Raw genomic sequence first — 14,732 nt, 5'->3', positions numbered from 1 at the left:
TTCAGTCGAATCGGTAGGAAAGCCCGGGCATGGCCGGTACCCAGCGCATGGCTGCGAGCGCCAGCAGCCGGATGCCGAAAACTTCTTCCGGCAGCCAACGCTCGCGGGTGCCGAAGACATTGAAGGTGGCGTAACAGAGCGTGCCCTGCATGAGCGGCACGTTGATCACGCTGCGCAGCCTGTGCGAGCGCATCTGATCGAAGTCGTCGAAGTGCTGCGCGAGCACATCCTCGCCCTCGCCGATGAAGACGCGCCCCTGAACGAAGAGGCACTCGGCCCAGGGCGTCAGCGTCTTGCGCTTCGTGCCGTCGACCGGAAAGCTGGCCGCCTCCGACGAATGGAATCGACGCAGAAGCACTTCGCCCGCCGCATCGCGCGCGGTCGTCACATTGCGCTGGATGCTGAAGATCGACTGCGGGGCGATCCGGCGCCTGAGCCTGTCGAGCGTGTGCATTCCCTCTTCCTGCGTGGCGCAGGCCGCGAGAACGTCCAGGTCCTGGTCTTCGAGGCTGCATGACGATTTCATGAAGAAAGTCTAGGTCAGGCAATTCACAAGAAGCGCTTATAAACTGATGAACTGATAACCCTGGAGTTATGGCTTGGCGCTCTTTCACGATCCCGCTGCTGCACTGCACCAGACGCTGCTCTCCCGCCTGAAGCTGCGGCAACTCGCCTTGCTGCAGCGCATCGATCGCCATCGAACACTGGGCCGGGTCGCCGCCGAGATGCGGCTGAGCCAACCCGCCGTGACCAAGGCGCTCAAGGAGGTCGAGGACATCTTCGGCAGCCCGATCTTCGAGCGCACGAGTCGCGGCCTCGTGCCAACGCCCTCGGGCGAAGCAGTCCTGGCCTATGCGAAACGCTGGCTGGCGGAGCTGGAAGCCACCGCCCAGGTTCTTTCATCCTACGAAGCGGGCCGGGGCGGCCGCGTGCGGCTCGGACTCACGCAGCAGGTGCCGCAAAAATTCATCTCCGCCCTGCTGGACCATCTGCTGCATCGCACACCGCGCGTGACGGCGATGGTGCGCGAAGGCACCACCGACGAGTTGGTGGGCCTGCTGCTGGCCCGGGAACTCGACTGCGCGATCGGCCGCTCCTACGACGGCGACGCCACCGGGCTCGTGCAGGAGGCGTTCTACGAGCAGGCGCCATGCCTCGTGGTGTCCGCCAAGAGTGCAAGAAGGCTTTCGCGTGGTCCGCTGGATTGGGCCCGGCTGGCCAAGCTCGACTGGATCCTTCCACCGCCGAACACACCGATGCGACGGACCTACAACGCGGTCTTCGTCGGCGCAGGCGTGCAGCCGCCGGTGCCCATGCTGGAGACCACGTCCATCCGGACCCTGGAGACCGCCCTGCGCGACGAGCCGAACGCGATTTCGATTCTTTCCCGTGACGTCGTGGACGACATGGAGGCCAAAGGGCACTGGCGGGCACTGCCCTACCAACTGGGTTGGAATCTTCCGCCAGTGAGCTTTCTCACCACTGCTGCATTGCAAGAGAACGTCATGGTGCGGGAATTGAAAGGCGTGGTCGTGAAGGCCACGGCCGAGATGACGCAGCAACGCTCATCGGCGCGTACCCAGGGCAAACAGCAGTCACCTCCGTTTGCGTAAAGTCACCGGGGCTTTACGGCTCCTTCATCAAGGAACGCACACCGCAACGCCAACATCCGGGTGACCGGCAGCCGGTGCCCGATGTCGATTCGTCGGCCGATGCTGCCGGGACGCATGACGCAAAGGAAGAAGACGGTATGACATCCATTGCATTGCAACCCGGCGGGAGTACCCCGGCATCTCTCGATACCCAGTCCGAGCTGGCGATTCCAACGCTGGTGGCGCAGGTCTATGAATCGGCACCCGCGGCGGAACGCTGCCACCTCGTCGAAACGCTGCTGCGGCCGCTGGGCGTTCTCTCGCTTGTGGCCATCGCCAACGGCATCTTCGCGAAGATCAGGTTCCGCAACGCGGGGCAAGAGCTGAACGTGCGCGTGGACGACCTCCAGAACATCCACGCCGCCGACATGGTGGCGCTGGTCCACCATGCGCAGCAGGTGAGCGTCGAGACCGTCGACAGCCTCGCGCATCTGCTCACCAGCTCGGGCGGCCTTGCCGGCTCCGCAGCGGCCGCGCTGCTGATCGGCCTGCTGGTGCAGCGTGCCCGGTCGCGGCGCAGCACCCAGGCGCAGGCGCAGGCCGACGACTCGTCACTGGACCCCTGCTGAGCAGGCGCGCCCACCGCGCCTTGTGCCATGAACGCTAGGTCGGGTTGATGCTGCGCTGCGTCACGAAAACCTCGACCAGCAGCAGCGCGTAGGTGGCGATCAGCGCGAGCATCGCCACCACGAAGAGAACCGCCACCGGCCGGTCGAAGGCCAGCCCAAGCTCGTTCGCCACGAACAGCGAACCGATCAGCAGGCAGACGATGACGCCGCACAGCGCGCCGGTGGAGACCGCTGCATTGAGGATCTTTGCCCGACGGTTGAGCATGGAAAGTTCGGAGTCGAGTTCGGTGCACCTGGCGGGCACGGCGCCCTCGCGTTCGTCGCGGCATTTGTGCATGCGGTCGTTCACCCGTGCCAGCCGGTTCGTGAGGACCGTGAGAGTGCCCCCGATCGCCGCCAGCATGAACGACGGCCCGACGGCCAACTGGATCACATGGGAGGTGTCTGCGTGGATGCTGAGCATGGAAGCGAGAGTAACCCGATGCCGGGGCCGGGCGCCATCCACAGCCGAAGCGACCCAAGCACATTCTTCAAAGTCGCGTTATGGTTCGGTGCCGCCCACGATGAACCTCAGAAAAAAGGCAGGATCCATGATCGATCTCAACATCAACGGCAAGTCCGTTGCCGTCAACGCGCCAGAGGACATGCCCCTGCTCTGGGCCCTGCGCGACATCGTCGGTCTGACCGGCACCAAGTTCGGCTGCGGCATCGCGCAATGCGGCGCCTGCACCGTGCACCTGGACGGCCAGCCCGTGCGCTCATGCGTGCTGCCGGTCGGCACGATCGGCAAGAAGGCCATCACCACCATCGAAGCCATCTCGCAGACCCCTGCGGGCAAGAGCATCCAGAAAGCCTGGCTCGACGTCGACGTGGTGCAGTGCGGCTACTGCCAGTCGGGGCAGATCATGTCCGCCGCCGCGCTGATCCAGCGCACGCCCAACCCGAGCGACGCCGACATCGACATGGCCATGTCGGGCAACGTCTGTCGATGCTGTACCTACTCGCGCATCCGCGCGGCCATCAAGCAGGCCGCGACCGGCAAGGCCGAAGTGCTGCAGTCGGTGGTCGCGATGCCGGCCAGGAGCGCATCATGAAGCCGGCCGCAGGCATCAGCAGGCGTGCCGCGCTGCAGGCCGGTGGTTTGGCGCTCGCCTTCACCTGGGTCGGCGGCAGCAGCAAGGCCTTCGCCGCGATCAGCCCCCGGCAGCAGCCGGGCGACGCAGCCGCCGCGCTCGCGGATGGCAACCCCGCATTCGCTCCGAATGCTTTCGTTCGCATCGATGCCGATGGCGGCGTGCGCCTCGTGATGCCGATGGTCGAGATGGGCCAGGCGATCTACACCGGCTCGGCGATGCTGCTGGCCGAGGAACTGGGCGTCGAACTCGACCAGGTGCGCGTGGAGCATTCGCCGCCGAACGAGGCGCTCTACGGCATGCCGCTGCTCGGCGGCCAGATCACCGGCGGATCGACCAGCACGCGCGGCACCTATGGCGTGCTGCGCGAGGCGGGCGCCGTGGCACGCACGCTGCTGGTCAGTGCGGCCGCCGCGCAATGGAAGGTCGACCCCGCGAGCTGCACGGTGGCGCGCGGCGTGGTGAGCCATGCCGCGTCCAACCGGCAGTCGGGCTTCGGCGCGCTCTCCAGTGCCGCTGCCAAGCTGCCGATGCCGGAAAAGGTGACGCTGAAGGAGCCGAAAGATTTCAAGCTCATCGGCCAGCCGCTGCGGCGCGTCGATTCGGCCGACAAGGTCAACGGCACCACGCAATTCGGCATCGACGTGCGCCTGCCGGGCATGAAGGTGGCAACGGTCAGGGCCAGCCCCACGCTCGGCGGCGTGCTGGCCTCGGTGGACGACAAGGCGGCGCGGGCGATTCCCGGCGTGATCGACGTGCTGCGCATCAAGGACGCGGTCGCGGTGGTGGGCGAGCATTTCTGGGCGGCCAAGCGCGGCCTCGATGCGTTGACGATCCAGTGGACGCCGGGCCAGAACGCCACGCTCACCACGCAGGAGCTGCGCTCGGCGCTGGCCAATGCGCTGGCGAAGGACAAGGCCATCATCGGCAAGGAAACCGGCAAGCGGCCCGAGGGCACGCTGGTGCAGGCCACCTACGACCTGCCGATGCTGGCCCACGCGACGATGGAGCCGCTCAACACCACGGTGCACGTGCGGCCCGACCAGTGCGAGATATGGGTCGGCACGCAGGTGCCGACGCGCTGCGTGAGCGTGGCGGCCAAGATCACCGGCCTTGCCGCCGACAAGGTGGTGCTGCACAACCAGTACCTGGGCGGCGGCTTCGGCCGGCGTTTGGAGACCGACTCGGTCGAGCAGGCGGTGGCCTTCGCCAAGCAGGTGCCCTACCCGCTCAAGGTGGTGTGGACGCGCGAGGAAGACATTCGCCACGACATCGTGCGCCCCATGTACCACGACGACATCTCGGCCGTGGTCGACGGTGACGGGCAGATCCTCTGGTTCGGCGACCGCATCTCGGGCGGCACCGTGCTGGGCCGCTGGGCCCCCGCCTTCATGGGCAAGGACGGCATGGACGGCGACCTGATCGAATGCGTGGCCGAGCCCTGCTACGACCTGCCGAACCTCAAGGTCGAGTGGGTGCGGCACGACATGCCACCGGGCCTGAACGTCGGCTGGTGGCGCGGCGTGGGCCCGACGCACAACCTCTTCGTCATGGAGAGCTTCATCGACGAGCTGGCGCAGCGCGCCAAGAAAGACCCGGTCGCCTACCGGCGGGCTTTGCTCAAGAAGAACCCGCGCACGCTGGCCGTGCTCGACCTGGCCGCCGAAAAGATGGGCTGGGGCAAGGGCGCGTTGCCCGCGCGTGTCGGGCGCGGCGTGGCGGTGGGTGATCCCTTCGGCAGCCGCGTGTGCGCCATGATCGAAGTCGAAGTCTCGCCGCAGGGCGAAGTGCGCATGCGGCGCGCGGTGGTCACGCTCGACTGCGGCATTGCCGTGAACGCAAGCTCCATCGAGGCGCAGCTCCAGGGCGGCCTGCTGTTCGGCCTGAGCGCCGCGCTCTTCAGCGAGATCACGCTGCGCGACGGCGCCATCGAGCAGAGCAACTTCCACGACTACCGGATGCTGCGCATCAACGAGGCGCCGCCGATCGAGGTCTACACCATCAAGAGCGGCGAAGCGCCTGGCGGCCTCGGCGAAGTCGGCACCGCCATCGCCGCACCGGCGCTCGCGAACGCGATCTTCGCGGCCACCGGCGTGCGGCTGCGCGCGTTGCCGGTGAACCGCGCGCTGCTTGCGCAGGACAAGGAAGCGCTGAAGAAAAAGATCGCCAGTGCCGGGCCCAACGAACGCGGTGAACACGGCGAAAGGAGCGCAGCATGAAGCGACTCTTCAAGGTGCTGGTGGTGCTGTTCGTCGTCGGCGCGGCGCTGTACTTCTTTCTGAATCGTACCGACAAGTCCGAGGGCGAGGCGCCGGCGCTGGCCGGTGCCGCGCCCGATGCGGCGCTGCTCGTGCGCGGCGAGTACCTCACCAAGGCGGCCGACTGCATCGCCTGCCACACGGTGCCCGGCGGCAAGGGGCAGCCCTTTGCGGGCGGACTGCCCTTCGTGCTGCCGTTCGGCACGATCTACTCGTCGAACATCACGGCCGACCCTGAAACAGGCATCGGCAAATGGAGCGACGACCAGTTCGTGCGCGCGCTGCATGACGGCGTGCGTGCCGACGGCAAGCGCCTGTACCCCGCCTTCCCGTACACCTCGTACACCGCGCTGAGCCGCAACGACGCGCTGGCCATCAAGGCCTACATCTTCAGCCTGCCCAAGGTGAACCAGCCGAACAAGGAAGCCGACCTGGGCTTTCCGTTCAACCAGCGCTGGGCCATGGGCTTCTGGAACGCGGCCTTCTTCAAGAGCAGCCGCTTCGAGCCCGACCCGTCGAAGCCGCCCGCATGGAACCAGGGCAAGTACCTCGCCACGGCGCTCGGCCACTGCGCGGAATGCCACACGCCGCGCAACGTGGGCTTCGCGATGGAAACCAGCAACAACCTCGCGGGTGAATCGATACAGGGCTGGCGCGCCTACAACATCACCTCGGATGCAAAGAACGGCATCGGCGCTTGGAGCGACGCCGAGATTGCCGCCTACCTGACGACCGGATACGCACCGGGCCGCGGCTCGGCCTCGGGCCCGATGGGCGAGGCGGTGGAGCACAGCCTGCAGTACCTGAAGCCGGACGACGCCGCGGCGCTGGTGAGCTATCTGCGCACCGTGCCCGCGAAGCCGGGCAAGAACCCGATCGAGATCGATGCCAAGGCGCCCTGGGCCGTGGCCGCGAGCGCGGCGGCGCCCGCATCCAACACGGCCGAGGGCCACGAGCAGGGGCTGCGGCTCTTCGCGGCGGCATGCGCGAGCTGCCACCAGTGGAACGGACAGGGCCAGCAGAGCGCCAACGCGTCGCTGCTGGGAACGCGCGGCGTGAACGACCCCGACGGTTCCAACGTCACGCAGATGATCCTGCAGGGCGTGAGGATGCGGGTGCACGACCAGGAGGTCTACATGCCGGCCTTCGGCAAGGCCTACACCGACACCGAAGTCGCCGCGCTGGCCAACTACGTCATCGCGCAGTTCGGCAACAAGCAAGGCACGGTGACGCCGGAGTTCGTGGCCAGGCAGCGAACACAGTAGTCCATCGAGTGCCGGAGAATGGCCGGGCTACTGCGTTCTTCACCCCTTGCCCGAACCTTCTCTTTCCGACAATGCCGCTCGCCATTCGTGATGTGGAGTACTTCCTGGCCGTCGCCGAGGTCGGGCAACTGGCGCAGGCCGCGAGCAACCTGGGCCTGACGCCCGCGGCCTTGTCCAAGTCGATCCGGCGCCTCGAAGATGAACTGGGCCTTCGCATCTTCGAGCGATCAGGCCAGGGCATGCAGTTGACGGCTTTCGGCACCGCGTTTGTCGAGCGCGCGCGGCGCATCTGCGTCGAGCACGATGAAGCACTGCGGCACGCAAGCGATGTGCGCACGGGCCGCGCTGGGCTGCTGCGGATCGGGGCCTCCATCGCCATGCTGGAGACCTTCGTGGCGCCCGCGTTGGCGAAGCTGCAACCCAAGCGCCCTGCCATGCATGCGCAGGTCAGCGTCGCGGCCTCGGATGTGATGCTCGAGCGACTGCGCAACGGCCATGTCGACATGGCCGTCGTGCCCACCTACGACACGGTCCCGGCCGATCTGAAGCAACTGGTGGTGGGAAGCGATTCGCTGGTGCCGGTGGTTCGCGAGGGGCATCCCTTGCTGGACATGCAAAGGCTGCGCCTTGCGGATCTGTCCGCCTGCTCCTGGATTCTTCCGAGCGCCGCTTCGGCGGCAAGGACAAGGCTCGACGAACTGTTCGCAAGCGTGGGCCTGAAGCCGCCCCAGGTGTCGATCGAGGTCGATGTCAGCTCGGCCTGGACCCTGTCGATCGTGCGTGCCACCGACCTGATTTCGTTTGCCCCGAGTTCGCTGATGGACACGCCGGTCACGCATCACATCGTTGCGGTTCCGCTGGCGCAGCTCGTCCTCGTTCGCGCCGTGTCGCTCTTCTTCCGGCCCGAAGCCTATTGGTCCCCGCTCATGGACGAATTCGCGCAAGCGCTGCGGTCGGCCGGCCAGGACATGAACAAAAGTTAAGACCACCCATCGGTTCGGGACACGCGCCGGCACCTGCCTGTGCCTACAGTGACAGCAAGCAAGCATCTCACTGGAGTCCGAACCATGAAGCACCCCGCGCCCAACATTGTTTTCATCATGGCCGACAACCTCGGCTGGGGGGAGCTGGGTTGCTACGGCGGCGGCGCGCTGCGCGGCGCCCCGACACCGCGCATCGACCGGCTCGCGGCCGAAGGACTGCTGCTGCAGAACTACAACGTGGAGAGCGATTGCGTGCCGACGCGCTCCGCGTTGATGAGCGGCCGCCATCCCATTCGCACGGGCTGCCTGCAATCGGTGCCGCCGGGCCTGCCGCAAGGCCTGACGCCGGGGGAGATCACGCTCGCACAGCAACTCTCGGGGCAGGGGTACGCAACGGCGCACTTCGGCAAATGGCACCTGGGCGACGTGCCCGGCCGCTACCCCAGCGACCGGGGCTTCGACGAGTGGTACGGCATTCCGCGCACCACCGACGAGAGCCAGTTCACCTCTTCGGTTGGCTACGACCCGAGCGTTGCGGAGCTGCCGTACATCATGCAGGGGCGCAGCGGCGAGCCGTCGCAGCAGGTGAAGGTGTACGACCTGGACAGCCGTCGCCACATCGATGCAGAACTGGCCGAGCGCTCCATCGATTTCATGCGCCGCCAGCACGCGGCCCGGCGGCCGTTCTTTCTGTACCTGCCGCTGGTGCACCTGCACTTTCCGACGCTGCCGCACCCCGACTTTGCCGGCAAGACCGGCGCGGGAGATTTCGCCGATTCGATGGCGGAGATGGACCACCGCGTGGGCCAGGTCATCGACGAGGTCGACCGGCTCGGCATCGCAGAGAACACGGTGTTCATCTTCTGCAGCGACAACGGTCCCGAGTTTCGCGCGCCCTACCGCGGCACCGCGGGCCCGTGGCGCGGCACGTACCACACGGCCATGGAAGGCAGCCTGCGCGTGCCCTTCATCATGCGCTGGCCGGGGCACGTGCAGGCAGGCAGGGTCAGCAACGAGATCGTGCATGTGACCGACCTCTTCACCACGCTGAGCCTGCTGGGCGGCGCCGAGTTGCCATCGGACCGCCCGATCGATGGCGTCGATCAATTGCCCTTCCTGCTGGGGCAGCAGGAGAAATCGAACCGCGAGGGCTTTCCGTTCTACATCAAGAACGACCTGCGGGCGGTCAAGTGGCGCGACTGGAAGCTCCACTTCTTCTGGGAGCCCGAAGTGAACAGCGGCCAGGGACGGCTGGAGTCGCCCTATCTGTTCAACCTGACGCGCGACCCGAAGGAAGAAACCGACGTGGGGGTGTTCAACACCTGGGTGTTCGGCCCCGTCCTGCGCCTGGTGCGCAACTTCCAGCAGAGCTTTGTCGCGCATCCGAACACGCCGCCGGGTGCGCCCGAAGGTCCCGCGACGGCCCCAGTGCAGCGCGGCAACGCAAGCTGAGCGACTTCAGAAAAAGAAACCACGATGACCAAAGCCATTTCCCTCTGGGCCGGCATCCTCGCCTCCACGGCACTTCTGGTCCTTGCCCCGCCAGCCGCTCTTGCACAACAGGCCGACACCTGGCCTGCGAAGCCCATCACCTGGATCGTCGGATTCCCGCCCGGCGGCACGGTGGACGTGCTGACCCGGGTGGCCGCCGAGCAGTTGGCGAAGAAGACGGGCCAGTCTGTCGTGGTGGACAACCGCCCCGGCGCGGCGGGTGCCATCGCACTGAAGGCCGCCGCCCGAAGCGCGCCCGACGGAACGACGTTGATCACCGTCCCCGGCCCCATCCTGTTCCCCCGGCCCGAGCCCGAGATCGGCACGGAACTCGCACCCGTCATGCAACTGGCCGATGGCCCGATGATCCTGGTCGGCCCGGCATCGCAGGCGCTGCCATCGCTGAAGGACGTGATCTCCGAGGCGAAGAAGAACCCTGCGGCCTGGTCGTATGCGAGCTCGGGCAACGGGACGGGCCAGCACCTCGCGGGGGAACTGCTGAACCAGATGGCGGGCGTGAAGATGGCGCACATCCCCTACAAGGGCGGCAGCGCCGCTCTCAACGATGTCCTGGGCGGACAGGTGCCGCTGGCCATCCTCGGCTCTTCCACGGTGCTTCCCTTCGTTCTCGCCGGCAAGCTCAAGGCCTACGCCGTGACGACGCCCAGCCGCATCGCCAGCCTCCCCAACGTGCCCACCTTTGCCGAATCGGGCTTTGCGGGCTACGAGGCGACGCAATGGTTTGCCGTCGCGGTACCGGCAAAGACGCCTGCGGCGACGGTGCAGAAGCTGAATGCGGCGCTGCGCGAGATCGTCACCTTGCCGGCCTTCAGGAAGGCGGTCGATGCAGCGGGCATGGACCCACGGCCGGGCTCGCCGGCGGATCTTCAGGGCTTCGTTTCGCGCGACAGCAGGAAGTGGAAGGATCTGGTGCAGAAGTCCGGTCTCAGCCTGGAGTAAAGATGGCGTGGGACTGCCACTGAACCGTTGGCATGAGCACCAGCCTCGACGGCCGGTGTTCCCGCCTCGACCTTCCCTGGAGGCCCATGGCCCTCGTCACCGTCCGCCTGACGCGCTCGACGGCCGCGCCCCCAGTCCCACCCCCGACGTCGGCAAGCGTGGAATGCCCAATCGGTCGGCGGCCGTGTCCTGCACCGACATCGCACGCTCGAAGCCCGCGCGCGAACTCAGGTGCTCCCAGTAGCGCTGCACCGCCGGGCCGAAGCGCTCCTGCTGGCCCAGCACTCTGGCCAGCAGCAAGGCGTAGCCCACCGAAATGTCGGCGGCGGTGAACCGGCCGGCGCATGCGAAGTCCTGCCCCTCCAGCAGCTTCTCCAGCGTTCGCAGGCGTCCGTAAAAGAACTGCGCGTAGTCGTGCGCAGCCTGGGGCTGCCGGCGTTCCTCGGGCTCCAGCAGCACGTAGCGAAGCAGCACCGTCAGCGGAAAGGTCAGTGAGGCTTCGCCGAAGCAGAGCCAGTTCAGGTACGCCCCATAGGCGCCCTCGTCGGGCTCCACGTTCAGCGGCGTCGGCGCATGGCGGCCGGCCAGGTACTGGCAGATGGCCACCGACTCGGTCATGCGTGTTTCGCCGTCGACCATCAGCGGCACCGTGCCCTGCGGGTTGAGCTTCAGGTATTCGCGGTGCAGCACCCGTGGCGGAAACGGAAGCACCTCCAACTGGTAGGGAACACCAAGCTCTTCGAGCATCCAGAGCACCCGGAACGAGCGCGCATTCGGGCAGTGGTAGAGCGTGATCATCGAATGGAGGGCTCGACGCCAGGAGTTGCGGCCCCGATCGTCGCACGCCCTCCCCGCTGCGCCTTGCGTCGATTGGCTGGCGCGCGCGCAGCCAATCGACGCAAGTCTTTTGCCGCATCGGCGGATAGCCTGACGGGCTCATGCGATCAGGGGATCGCGATTGCGGAGTGCCCATGCCATCCTTGAAATCGAAAACTCTCTTCATCACCGGCGCCAGCCGCGGCATCGGCAAGGCCATTGCCCTGCGGGCCGCGCGCGACGGCGCCAACATCGTGGTCGCGGCGAAGACGGCAACGCCCGACCCTCGCCTGCCCGGCACCATCCACAGCGCCGCCGAGGAAATCGTCGCCGCCGGCGGACAGGCGCTCGCGGTGGTGGTCGATGTGCGCGACGAAGCCCAGGTGCGCGCCGCCGTCGATGCCGCCGTGGCGCGCTTCGGCGGCATCGACATCCTGGTCAACAACGCCAGCGCGATCCACCTGGAGACGGTCGAGCACACGCCGATGAAGCGTTACGACCTGATGTTCGAGATCAACGCGCGGGGCAGCTACCTGTGCGCGCAGGCCTGCCTGCCCCATCTCGAAAAAGCGGCCAACCCGCACATCCTGACCCTGTCGCCGCCGCTGGACCTGAACCCCAAGTGGTTCGCGCGCCATGCGGCCTACACCACCTCGAAGTACGCGATGAGCATGCTCAGCCGGGGCCTGGCCGAAGAGCTGCGCGAGCGCGGCATCGCGAGCAATTCGCTGTGGCCGCGCACCGTGATCGCCACCAGCGCCCTGCGGATCGCGGCGCCCGAGGTCGCGGGACAGGCGCGCGTGCCGGCCATCATGGCGGACGCCGCATGGCACATCCTGACCCGGCCGAGCCGCGAACTCACCGGCCAGTTGCTGATCGACGAGCAGGTGCTGCGCGATGTCGGCGTGACCGACTTCGCGCCGTACCTGGTGACGCCGGGCGTCGAGCCATTGATCGACTTCTTCGTGGAACCGTGACCCGGTTGCAAGCCCATTCAGGAGACCATCGCATGCAGACAGCCGACATCGAACGCACGGGCATCGCCCGCATCTCTCTCGCGGACATCATCCGGCGCAGCGCCCGGCGAAACCCGCACAAGACAGCCGTCATACAGGGCGACCGGCGGATCAGCTTCGCGGCGCTCGACGCGGCGAGCGAGCGCGTCGGCGAGGCGCTGCGCGACCACGGGCTGGCCGGTCGCCGCGTCGCGACGATGTGCATCAACTCGATCGAGCACCTGACGGCCATCCAGGCCATCCACAAGTCGGGCAATGTCTGGGTGCCGGTCAATGTGCAGCTCGACGCGGCCTCGATCGAGCATGTGCTCAGCCATGCCGAAGTCAGCGGCGTCTTCATCGACGCGGTGCTGTTCGAGGTGCCCGCGCTGCGCGAACTGGTCGCGCGCCTGGGCCTGGCTACGGTCGTGATCGGCGCGCGCGAAGCCAGCGCCGGCACGCTGCAGTTCGACGCGCTGGCATCGCGCCCGCCCGCACAGCCGCTGGCAGACCCCGGGGGCGACGACGACCTCGCGCTCATCATGTACACCAGCGGCACCACGGGAAAGCAGAAAGGCGTGATGCATTCGCACCGCTCGATTCACGGCGCGCTGCTGAGCTGCGCGCAGAGCTTCGAGGCCACCGAACGCGATGTCGTCGGCTCGGTGCTGCCGCTCTTTCACTGCGCGCAGCACACCATCAGCATGGGCGCGTTGATGGCCGGCGCGACGATCTGGCTGGCCAGCGGCTTTGATCCGGCGGCCATGCTGGCGGCGGTCGAGCGTGAGCGCATCAGTTGGCTCTCATGCCTGCCGATGATGTTCGACGCGCTCATGAAGCACCCGCAGCGCCCCAGGACCGATCTTTCGTCGCTGCGCCTGTGCATGTACGGGCTGGCGCCGATGCCGAAGAATCTGCTTGCGGACGTCCAGCGCGAGATGTGCGCCGACGTGCGCCTGGGCACCGGCCAGACCGAGATGTACCCGCCGACCATGGTCTACCGAGCGAGCGAGCACCCGGACAAGGACGGCAACTGCTGGGGCGTGTCGGTGGCGGGCGTCGAAACCGCCGTCATGGACGACGACGGCAAGCTGCTAGGGCCGGGCGAGATCGGCGAGATCGTGCATCGCGGCCCCAATGTCTTCCTGGGCTACCTCAAGGACCTCGAGGCCACGGCTGCCGCGCGCCGCTTCGGCTGGCACCACACGGGCGACATCGGCATGTTCGATGCCGATGGGCAGATGCTGTTTCTGGACCGCAAGAAGGACATGATCAAGTCGGGCGGCGAGAACGTCTCCAGCATCAAGCTGGAGGCGGTGCTGCTGGCCCATCCCGCAGTCGGTGCAGCGGCCGTGGTGGGCCTGCCGCATCCGCACTGGGGTGAGGCGGTCGCGGCGTTCGTGGTGCTGCGCCAGGCCGATGGTGCATGCGGCGAAGATGAACTGCTCACGTTCTGCAAGGAGCGCCTGGGCCGCTTCGAGGTGCCCAAGTCGATCCGCTTCGTCAGTGCGCTGCCGATGACGCCGACGGGCAAGGTGCAGAAGTTCCAGTTGCGCAACGGCCACCTGGCGCTCTTTGAGTCGGCACAGGGATAGGCAGCTCGGCGTTTCGATGCCGCTTCAGGGCAGGCTGAACGCCATGAGTTCGTTGGTCGTCTCGCCGCCCATGCCGCCGGGCAGGAAGAAGCCGCCGGCGACATAGAGAGACTTGCCATCGCTCGCAGCCCCGACGGCATGGCGGCCGCGCGGCATGGGCGTCAGCGTTCGCCAGGTGTTCGTCTTCAGGTCGAATCCTTCGTTCTCCGCGAAGGCCCGCTTCTCCTGTGGGAACTCACCGCCCAGCACCACCGCGAGCCCTTTGTAGAGGGCATAGGCCAGGCCACTGCGTGCAGTGGGCAGTGGCGGACCCGAAGTCCAGGTGTTGCTGGCCGGGTCGTAGATATCGTGGAGATCGGTTCGATCGCCCGGCCCGGTGAACCGGCCACCGATCACGTGGATCTTGCCCCCGGCGGCAATCACCGCCGCGTGATCCCGCGCTTTCGGCAATGGCGCCAATGCCGTCCATGTGTTCGTGGCCGGGTCGTACACCTCGTTGGTAGTCACAGTGGCGTTGGCCGGATTGCGCCCGCCGATCGCATACACCTTGCCGTCGAGCACCGCCACGCCCACCGAGCCGCGACCGGCACTCATCGGCGCGAGCGTTCGCCATGTGTCCGCGACCGGGTCATATTCGAGGACCGTTGCCTGGCCGTCCTTGTGCACCGCGCCGACAAAGCCGCCGACGGTGATGATCTTCCCGTTCACCACCGCGACGCCCAGATGGTCGAGCGCACGCGGCATGGGGCGGCGCACACGCCATGTGTCGGTGGCGATGTCGTAGGCCTCATTGAGAGGCACGGAGCTGCCGTCGATCATCCCTCCCAGGGCGTAGAGCTTGCCGCCGACTTCCGCCAGCGAAAGCTCGGCGCGGGACGTGGGCATAGGCGCTTTCTGGACCCAGGTTCCGGCGGCCGGGTCGGCCTGACAAGGTGCGGCCAGGGCGGCAATGCCGAGCACGATGGCCATGGCGCGTGTGGCGAGAAATACGGGCATCTGCATAGGCGTTTCCTGT

14 protein-coding genes are annotated in these 14,732 nt (G+C 67.1%); 10 read left to right on the top strand and 4 right to left on the bottom strand.

Annotated features, from left to right (window positions below; genetic code table 11):
- Position 1: 1 nt before the first annotated feature.
- On the bottom strand, positions 2-526 hold the full coding sequence (locus tag ACSFB7_RS30360; protein WP_435476043.1) for a GAF domain-containing protein: 525 nt from the start codon (positions 524-526) through the stop codon (positions 2-4).
- Between the two features lie 73 nt (positions 527-599).
- On the opposite strand from ACSFB7_RS30360, the gene ACSFB7_RS30355 reads away from it, so the two are divergent.
- Both ACSFB7_RS30355 and ACSFB7_RS30350 read left to right on the top strand, forming a co-directional pair.
- Positions 600-1,613, top strand: a complete 1,014-nt coding sequence (locus ACSFB7_RS30355) for a LysR family transcriptional regulator (RefSeq protein ID WP_435476042.1) — start codon at positions 600-602, stop codon at positions 1,611-1,613.
- Between the two features lie 137 nt (positions 1,614-1,750).
- Positions 1,751-2,221, top strand: coding sequence for a hypothetical protein (locus ACSFB7_RS30350; RefSeq protein ID WP_435476041.1), 471 nt, complete (start codon positions 1,751-1,753; stop codon positions 2,219-2,221).
- Between the two features lie 34 nt (positions 2,222-2,255).
- Here ACSFB7_RS30350 and ACSFB7_RS30345 read toward each other — a convergent pair whose 3' ends face one another.
- Positions 2,256-2,684 (bottom strand): DUF2721 domain-containing protein, encoded by a 429-nt coding sequence (locus ACSFB7_RS30345; protein WP_435476040.1) that lies wholly within the window; start codon positions 2,682-2,684, stop codon positions 2,256-2,258.
- Between the two features lie 127 nt (positions 2,685-2,811).
- Here ACSFB7_RS30345 and ACSFB7_RS30340 point away from each other — a divergent pair, with 127 nt between their 5' ends.
- The 6 genes from ACSFB7_RS30340 (at position 2,812) to ACSFB7_RS30315 (ending at position 10,311) form a co-directional block, all read left to right on the top strand.
- The gene (locus ACSFB7_RS30340) at positions 2,812-3,315 is read left to right on the top strand and encodes a (2Fe-2S)-binding protein (protein WP_435476039.1); all 504 of its coding nucleotides are present in this window, start codon (positions 2,812-2,814) and stop codon (positions 3,313-3,315) included.
- The gene (locus tag ACSFB7_RS30335; protein WP_435476038.1) at positions 3,312-5,573 is read left to right on the top strand and encodes a xanthine dehydrogenase family protein molybdopterin-binding subunit; all 2,262 of its coding nucleotides are present in this window, start codon (positions 3,312-3,314) and stop codon (positions 5,571-5,573) included. The genes ACSFB7_RS30340 and ACSFB7_RS30335 overlap by 4 nt, the downstream gene beginning before the upstream one ends.
- Positions 5,570-6,877, top strand: coding sequence for a c-type cytochrome (locus ACSFB7_RS30330; protein WP_435476037.1), 1,308 nt, complete (start codon positions 5,570-5,572; stop codon positions 6,875-6,877). Before ACSFB7_RS30335 ends, ACSFB7_RS30330 begins: the two co-directional genes overlap by 4 nt.
- Before the next feature lie 71 nt (positions 6,878-6,948).
- Entirely contained in the window at positions 6,949-7,860 is a 912-nt protein-coding gene (locus ACSFB7_RS30325) for a LysR family transcriptional regulator (RefSeq protein WP_435476036.1), read from the top strand.
- 84 nt (positions 7,861-7,944) lie between these two features.
- Complete coding sequence (locus tag ACSFB7_RS30320; protein WP_435476034.1) at positions 7,945-9,312, top strand: arylsulfatase; 1,368 nt, start codon at positions 7,945-7,947, stop codon at positions 9,310-9,312.
- A 24-nt stretch (positions 9,313-9,336) separates the two neighbouring features.
- A complete protein-coding gene (locus tag ACSFB7_RS30315) occupies positions 9,337-10,311 on the top strand; it encodes a tripartite tricarboxylate transporter substrate-binding protein (RefSeq protein WP_435476033.1) in 975 nt (324 codons plus the stop codon).
- Positions 10,312-10,407: 96 nt separating this feature from the next.
- On the opposite strand, the gene ACSFB7_RS30310 is transcribed toward ACSFB7_RS30315, so the two are convergent.
- On the bottom strand, positions 10,408-11,109 hold the full coding sequence (locus tag ACSFB7_RS30310; protein ID WP_435476032.1) for a glutathione S-transferase family protein: 702 nt from the start codon (positions 11,107-11,109) through the stop codon (positions 10,408-10,410).
- Positions 11,110-11,282: 173 nt separating this feature from the next.
- On the opposite strand from ACSFB7_RS30310, the gene ACSFB7_RS30305 reads away from it, so the two are divergent.
- Together ACSFB7_RS30305 and ACSFB7_RS30300 are read left to right on the top strand one after the other, a co-directional pair.
- Positions 11,283-12,104 carry an SDR family oxidoreductase gene (locus ACSFB7_RS30305; RefSeq protein WP_435476031.1) on the top strand — a complete coding sequence of 274 codons (822 nt, stop codon included), beginning with the start codon at positions 11,283-11,285 and terminating at the stop codon, positions 12,102-12,104.
- 32 nt (positions 12,105-12,136) lie between these two features.
- Positions 12,137-13,717 (top strand): class I adenylate-forming enzyme family protein, encoded by a 1,581-nt coding sequence (locus ACSFB7_RS30300; RefSeq protein WP_435476030.1) that lies wholly within the window; start codon positions 12,137-12,139, stop codon positions 13,715-13,717.
- A 24-nt stretch (positions 13,718-13,741) separates the two neighbouring features.
- On the opposite strand, the gene ACSFB7_RS30295 is transcribed toward ACSFB7_RS30300, so the two are convergent.
- Entirely contained in the window at positions 13,742-14,719 is a 978-nt protein-coding gene (locus tag ACSFB7_RS30295; RefSeq protein WP_435476029.1) for a Kelch repeat-containing protein, read from the bottom strand.
- Positions 14,720-14,732 lie beyond the last annotated feature (13 nt).

Source organism: Variovorax raffinosi, assembly GCF_051216615.1.
In the GTDB taxonomy this organism is placed as follows: domain Bacteria; phylum Pseudomonadota; class Gammaproteobacteria; order Burkholderiales; family Burkholderiaceae_C; genus Variovorax.
Note: the sequence above shows the minus strand (reverse complement) of the source record. Positions and strands in the feature narration are given on the sequence as shown.